Raw genomic sequence first — 7144 nt, 5'->3', positions numbered from 1 at the left:
GCGCCGCGGGCGAGGTCCGGGCGGAGAGGAGCCTGGCGACCACCAGCTGAAACGGAAACGGCCGGCACCCGAGGGTGCCGGCCGCATGATCGCCGCGAGCGGTCGTGGCGGCGCCGGTCAGCGCAGCCAGGCGTCGCCCGTGAGGTGGTGATCGGTAAGGGCGTGGTCGGCCGCGATCACGTCGTGGACCGACATCATCCCCTCCGGAGCCGCGGGCGCATCGTGCGAGAGGCTCGCCACGCGATCCGCGACGGTGGCGCCGGTCGGCTCGCCCATGTCGGCGAGAAGCTGGTGCAGCGCCGAGGCCCCCGTCAGCGTAGCGCCCTCGTTCGCGACCCAGATGTCGGCCTGGAGATGCAGAGCGTCCGGGCGCACGTGATCGAGCGTCACGATGGTCTTCGCGGCGGCGTCGCCGGCGCCGTCCCAATCGAACAGCACGTCCGTGCCGCCCTTGTCGTTCCCCTGGACGATCAGGTGCTTGTCGCCCACCGGGTCCGAGCCGCGATAGCCGATCTCGGCGAAGAGCTGGCGCAGGTCCAGCATGTCGACCCCGACCTGGAAGTCGGTGATGTGGTCGGGCGCAGTGTCGACGTCGCGCATGATGAAGCGGTCCTGGCCCTCGCCACCGGTGAGGATGTCCGCGCCCTTGCCTGCGAACAGGTCGTCGTCGCCAGCACCGGCGTCGATCGTCGATCCCGTGCCGTTGGCGAAGATCACGTTGCCCAGGGCGTTGCCGATGCCCGTCTGATGGCCCGTCCCCTGGAGGACCAGGGTCTCGACGTTGTCGGCGAGCGTGTAGGTGTCGAGGGAGCTGCGCACGGTGTCCGTGCCGCTGCCAGCATGCTCGATCACAGCGTCGTTCTTGTGATTCACGACGTAGACGTCGTCGTGGCAGCCGCCCTCCATCCGGTCGGCGCCGGCGCCGCCGTCCATGAGGTCGCTGGTCCGGCTGGTGCTGACGAGATGGTCGCTGCCGTCCGTGCCCGTGATCGTGTTGTGCGAGCTCCACTCGCCCCAGCCGAGACCGCGCAGGTGCTGGGCGGTCGGCGCGGGCTCCGCGGGAGCCGGCTCGTGCGGCTGCGGCGCGGGCGGCTGGCTCGGCTGCGGGGCCGCGTCGATCGGATCGGGCGCGGGCGCAGGAGCCGGCTGCGGAGCGTGGTCGACCGGATCCGGGGTCGGCGCGGGTGCCGGGTCGTGAGGCTGCGGAGCCTGGTCGACGGGATCCGGCGTGGGAGCCGGGTCATGGGGCTGCGGAGCCTGGTCGACCGGAGCAGGCGCGACCGGGGGCTTCGAGGGCGTCGGGGGTGGCTCCGCCGCGCCGTCGCCCGTGGGCTTGTCGGTATAGGCGCGGATATAGTCGATCTTGTACTCGGCCGGGAACTTCGTGTTGCCGTCCGGGCTGCCGGGCCAATCGCCGCCGACCGCCAGGTTGGCGATCATGTACATCGACTTGTGCATGTCGTCCGGGGTCTTGGCCTGGAAGATCTGCTGGCCGTCGAAGTACCAGGTGATCTTGTCGGCCTGCCAGTTCACGCCATAGGTGTGATAGCCATTGGTCATGTCCCCGACGCGGGTCGAGTGACCCTCCTGGGTGTGGCCCCATTGGTTGCCGAGGCTCGAATGCACCGTGGTGTGCAGCATGTCGGGCTCGTGGCCGAGCACCTCCATGACGTCGAGCTCGGGCGGCCAGCTCTTGTCGGCGGGCAGAAGCCAGAAGGCGGGCCAGAGGCCCTTGCCGCCCGGCAGCTGCGCCTTGATCTCGAAGTAGCCGTACTGCTGGTCGAAGCTGCCGAAGGTGTTGATCTCGCCGGAGGCGTATTCCTTGCCGGTGATCGCGCGGATCTCGGGGCTCGCCCGCGAGGCCGTGATCGTCAGGGCGCCGTCCTGCACGTCGAACGGGTTCGCCGAGGCGATCGGCTTATGGTTGGGGTTGATGTACTTCTCGAGCTGATTGTTCGGGCTCGGCGACCCCATGCCGTCCCAGGAAATCCAGGGAGCCGCCGCGCGCCAGGTTCCGCTGCTGCCGTTCCACAGGTCGAGGTGGTCGCCGTTGAATTCTTCGCTGAAGGTCAGACGAGCCGTCATGCAGGTGCCCCTTGTGCAGCCGGCCCGTTCAGCCGGCAGGTCCCAACGATTGTGTGTTTAATTGGCGCCTTTTGTCGGCGCCTATATCTATCTCAAGTCTACTTTCAAAGCCGTTCAGTTGATAGAGCCACAAGTCCGGTACGACGCGCAAATTACATTGCGTTCTTGTTCATCGATACGCACGGACTACGATCGATGCGTGCCGGACCATTGGGTCAACTCGGTGCACGCGGCGAATCGAGGGTGGGTTCTTATAGGGGCCGGAAAACGTAACCGGCAAGTCCCACCTGCAATAAAAATCGCGCCAACACCGCTTAAGCTTGGCCGTAAGCCTGTTCTCGGCGGTTCGCAGGCTAGAACGGCAGAGTAGTGGGCCGACACAATTGGGCATCCGCAAAAACCAATTCTTGCCACGATCTCGCCCAAATTGCTGCAAAGCCGGCCGGGGCTGCCGACTGGGATAACACCAATGCAAGGCTTTGGGCAGGTTGCCCGCAGAGGCGGAACACGGCGCCGGGTTTTGACCAGATTGTGGCAGAACTCGATGGGGCGCTCGCAAACGGGGCAACGAGGGGGGCCGCAGGGCGAGCCGCACGGATGGTAGTAGCACGGACCCGTTCCAGAAGAATCGACCGGCTGCAACAACCCAAAAGCGAGACCAGAGGACGGCCTCATGGGCCCGGCATGCCCGAACCGGACATGGTCGGTGCCGACTCAAGGCGCCGGAACGACCCTCGTCGCACCTTTGCGCCCCCTGCTGGCCGAGCCCGGTGAATACGCGCCAATGGCGGCCGAACCTTCGGCGCGGCTCATTCGGCGGCGGCACCCGGCACGACGGCGTTCTCCATGGAGTGCACGATGTGCTCGGCCAGGAGGGTGGCAGCGCGCGGCAGGGCCCCGGGCGCCCGGTAGAGGACGATCTCGGTGTCGGGCAGGGGCGGCAAGCCCTGCTCGGGCCCGAGCAGCACGAAGCCCGGCGGCACCATCTCCTTGGGGAGCACCGTGATCCCGAGCCCCGCCTTCACGGCGGCCTGCAGCCCCGCGAGGCTCGGGCTCGTATAGACGATGCGCCAGGCCCGCCCCGCCGCGTCGAGGCTCGCGAGCGCGCGCTTGCGGTAGACGTCGGGGACCGGCGCGAGCACCAGGGGCAGAGCGGCATCCGGGCGGATCAGGAGGCGGGGCGAGGCCGCCCAGACCAGCACCTCGCGCCACACGCCCACGCCTCCCCCGACGCCGCCCTGGCCCTGCGGCTCGCGCTTGAACAGGACGAGGTCGTATTGCCCCTTGGCGAAGCCGTCGAGGAGGTTCACCGTGAAGTCGCAGTTCACGTCGAGCGCCACGCGGGGATGGGCGCGGGCGAAGCGCGCGAGCACCTCCGGCAGGTGGGCGGTGGCGAAATCCTCAGGCGTGCCCAGGCGCACCACCCCGTCGGCGTCGGGCTCCATGAGCCGCGAGCGCGCCTCGTCGGCGAGCCGCAGCATCTGACGGGCGAAGCCCAGCAGGATCTCCCCGTCCGGGGTGAGCCGCAGGTCGCGCCCGGGATCGCGCTCGAACACCCGGCGCCCGAGCCCGTCCTCCAGCTTGCGGATCTGGAGCGAGACGGTGGACTGGGTGCGGCCGACGCGCTCGGCCGCGCGGGTGAAGCCGCCATTGTCGGCGATGGCTACGAATGTGCGCAAAAGATCGAGATCGAAGGGCGGCTGGGGGGTCGGCATGAAACGGGATCGCGTCGGCGGGGTTCGCCCGACAATCGATATTGGCGCAGCCGATGTCGAGGATTAACTCGTCAGGGGACGGGGCTCTCGACACGAGGAGACCAGCATGCAGCTCGGCGGCATCCATCATCTCACCGCGGTCTCGGCGGACGCGCGGGCCAACCATGCCTTCTACACGGGCGTGCTCGGCATGCGGCTCGTGAAGAAGACCGTCAACCAGGACGACACGAGCGCCTACCACCTCTTCTACGCCGACGGCGAGGCGCGGCCGGGCACCGATCTCACCTTCTTCGAATGGCCCGTGCCCCGGGAGCGGCGCGGCCGCGACAGCGTCACGCGCACGGCCTTGCGGGTCGCGGGCGAGGCGAGCCTCCTGTGGTGGGCCGACCGGTTGGCGGGCGCCGGGATCGCCCATGCGGGCCTCGTCGAACGGGACGGACGTCGCGTCCTCGATTTCGAGGACGGCGAGGGCCAGCGGCTCGCGCTCGTCGACGACGGCGGCACCGGCGGGGCCGCGCCCTGGGACCGCAGCCCCGTCCCGCCCGAGCACCAGATCCGGGGCCTCGGGCCCATCACGCTGACGGTGGGCGAGCGCGCCGCGACCGAGCGGGTCCTGACCGATGTGATGGGCATGCGGGCCGAGCGCGACTACCCGGACCCGGACGCCCCGGGCCGCCACGTGCGCGTCTACGCCATGGGGGACGGCGGCCCAGCCGCGGAGCTGCACGTCGCCGAGCGCCCGGACCTGCCCGCGGCCCGCCAGGGGGCGGGGGGCGTCCACCACGTGGCGTTCCGCACCCCCGACGAGGCCCAGTACCAGGCCTGGAGCGACCGCCTGCGGGCGATGCGGATGCCCTCCAGCGGCCCCGTCGACCGCTACTACTTCCAGAGCCTCTACTTCCGCGAGCCCAACGGCATCCTGTTCGAGATCGCCACCGACGGCCCGGGCTTCGCGACCGACGAGCCCCTGGACCGCCTGGGCGAGCGCCTTGCCCTGCCGCCCTTCCTCGAGGCCCGGCGGGCCGCGATCGAGGCGGGCTTGAAGCCGATCGGATGAGGAGCGCTCCATGGGATTGCTGGTGGACGGGGTCTGGCAGGACCGGTGGTACGACACGTCCGGCTCGGGCGGACGCTTCAAGCGCCAGGACTCGGCGTTCCGCAGCTGGATCACCCCCGACGGCGCACCCGGGCCCACGGGCGAGGGCGGGTTCAAGGCGGAACCCGGGCGCTACCACCTCTACGTGTCGCTCGCCTGCCCCTGGGCGCACCGCACCCTGATCCTGCGCCGGCTCAAGGGCCTCGACGGGATGATCGGGCTCTCGGTGGTGCATTGGCGCATGCTGGAAAACGGCTGGACCTTCGAGGACGGGCCCGGCGTGATCCCCGATCCCGTGGCGCGCGCGCGCGTCCTGCACGAGGTCTACACGGCGGCGAAGCCCGACTATACGGGGCGCGTCACGGTGCCGGCCTTGTGGGACCTGGAGCGGGGCACGATCGTGAGCAACGAATCGTCCGAGATCATCCGGATGTTCAACAGCGCCTTCGACGGGGTGGGCGCGCTGCCCGGCGATTATTACCCGGCGGCGCTGCGCCCCGAGATCGACGCTCTCAACGCCCTGATCTACGACACGGTGAACAACGGCGTCTACAAGGCGGGCTTCGCGACGGCTCAGGCGGCCTACGAGGAGGCGGTGCGCCCGCTCTTCGAGACCCTCGACGGCCTCGACGAGCGCCTGGGCCGGGCCCGCTACCTGTGCGGCGATCGCGTCACGGAAGCCGATTGGCGTCTGTTCACCACCCTGGTGCGCTTCGACCCCGTCTATGTCGGCCACTTCAAGTGCAACCTGCGCCGGATCGCCGACTATCCGAACCTCTCGGGCTACCTGCGCGACCTCTACCAGACCCCTGGCATCGCCGAGACCGTGAACATGCCCCACATCAAGGGGCACTATTACGAGAGCCACGCCACCATCAATCCGACGGGCATCGTGCCCTTAGGCCCGGTCATGGACCTGGAAGCGCCGCACGGACGGGGGTGACGGCGGAGGTAGAGCAGAACAGGGCGCAACCGTTCGCCTGGCGCCACGTCCGGCGCACTCCCCCGCAAGGATGGAGCGCCGTTGCGCCCAAGGATCCGTCAGCGAAGCGCCGCGATCGCGAGCGCCATGCCTTGAGCGCGGGGCACGAGGCTGTCGACGGCGAGCCATTCCTCCGGCGAATGGGCGTTGCCGCCCACGGGGCCGACCGCGCACAAGGTCGGGCAGCCGACGCTCGCGGTGAAGCCGGAATCGGCGCAGCCGCCGGCGAACTCGCCCTCGACCGCTAGGCCCACCCCCGCCATGGCGTCGCGGTAGACGTCGAACAGGGCGCGGCCGCCCTCGTCCTGGACGAGGGGATGGAACTCGCCGCGGATCTCCAGGCGCGCCGTGACGCCCGCCACGGTCGAGCCCGCGACGATGGCCTCGATCCGGCTCATGGCCTCGGCCCGGTCCTCGGGTCGGATGTAGCGCAGGTCGATCTGCGCCTCGGCGTGCGGCGCCACCGTGTTGACGGACTGGCCGCCCGAGACGAGGCCCACGTTCACGGTGATGCCCCGCTCGAGGTCGGTGAGGGCCTGGAGCGCGATGGTCTTGTGGGCGAGCTCCAGGATGGCGCTGCGCCCCTCCGCGTAGTTGCCGCCCGAATGCGCCGCCTTGCCGTAGGTCTCGAGCGCCATGAACACGCCGCCCTTGCGCCCGGTCACGATATTGCCCGAGGGCCGGCCCGGCTCGGAATTGAACACGGCGCGGGCGTCCCGCGCGGTCTCCTCGATCACGGGGCGGCAGTCCGGCGAGCCGATCTCCTCGTCGGAGGTGAACAGGCCGACGAGGGGCGCCGGTGCGCCGCCGCAATGCTGGTAGGCGGCGAGCACGAAGGCGTTGAGGACGAGCCCGCCCTTCATGTCGCAGACGCCCGGGCCATAGGCGCGCCCGTTCTCGACGCGGAAGGGGCGTCGCCCCGCCTCCCCCTTGGGGAACACCGTGTCGCGGTGGCCCATCAGGACGATCGGCTTGTTCGAGCCCCCGCCCCCGGCCACCTGCGCCTTGAGCACGTCGCCGTGGCGCTGGTTGGGGATGGTGACGGTGGGGATGCCCTGCTCGTTGAGGAAGCGGCGCAGGCGCTCGCCCACCGCATCCACCCCCGGCTTGTCGTAGGAGCCGGAATCGATGTTCACGAGCTCCTCGATCAGGGCGAGCATGGCGCCCTGCTTGTCGCCGAGCCAGGCGGCGGCGGGGTGCTGGGCGGTCATGGGCGGCTCCGGTGACGTTCGGTTGGAGCGGTTTAGCCCAAGCCGCGCGCGAGGG

The 7144-nt window shown here is 69.9% G+C and carries 5 protein-coding genes; 2 read left to right on the top strand and 3 right to left on the bottom strand.

The genetic code is table 11. The annotated features are described in order from the left end of the window. Positions 1–117: 117 nt before the first annotated feature. Both F0L46_RS27055 and F0L46_RS11735 read right to left on the bottom strand, forming a co-directional pair. A complete protein-coding gene (locus F0L46_RS27055; protein WP_149817694.1) occupies positions 118–2085 on the bottom strand; it encodes a family 16 glycosylhydrolase in 1968 nt (655 codons plus the stop codon). A gap of 809 nt (positions 2086–2894) precedes the next feature. After that, positions 2895–3800 (bottom strand): LysR substrate-binding domain-containing protein, encoded by a 906-nt coding sequence (locus F0L46_RS11735; protein WP_149817692.1) that lies wholly within the window; start codon positions 3798–3800, stop codon positions 2895–2897. Positions 3801–3906: 106 nt separating this feature from the next. Between F0L46_RS11735 and F0L46_RS11730 the strand changes: the two genes are divergently transcribed. Both F0L46_RS11730 and F0L46_RS11725 read left to right on the top strand, forming a co-directional pair. Further along, positions 3907–4857 carry a ring-cleaving dioxygenase gene (locus F0L46_RS11730; protein ID WP_149817690.1) on the top strand — a complete coding sequence of 317 codons (951 nt, stop codon included), beginning with the start codon at positions 3907–3909 and terminating at the stop codon, positions 4855–4857. A gap of 10 nt (positions 4858–4867) precedes the next feature. Next, positions 4868–5839, top strand: coding sequence for a glutathione S-transferase family protein (locus tag F0L46_RS11725; protein ID WP_149817688.1), 972 nt, complete (start codon positions 4868–4870; stop codon positions 5837–5839). Positions 5840–5937: 98 nt separating this feature from the next. Here the strand turns inward: F0L46_RS11725 and F0L46_RS11720 are convergent, their stop codons facing one another. Continuing rightward, positions 5938–7089 (bottom strand): M20 family metallopeptidase, encoded by a 1152-nt coding sequence (locus F0L46_RS11720; RefSeq protein ID WP_149817686.1) that lies wholly within the window; start codon positions 7087–7089, stop codon positions 5938–5940. Positions 7090–7144: the final 55 nt, after the last annotated feature.

The sequence above is a fragment of the Salinarimonas soli genome (assembly GCF_008386575.1).
In the GTDB taxonomy this organism is placed as follows: domain Bacteria; phylum Pseudomonadota; class Alphaproteobacteria; order Rhizobiales; family Beijerinckiaceae; genus Salinarimonas_A; species Salinarimonas_A soli.
This window is presented reverse-complemented; position numbering and strand designations above follow the sequence as displayed.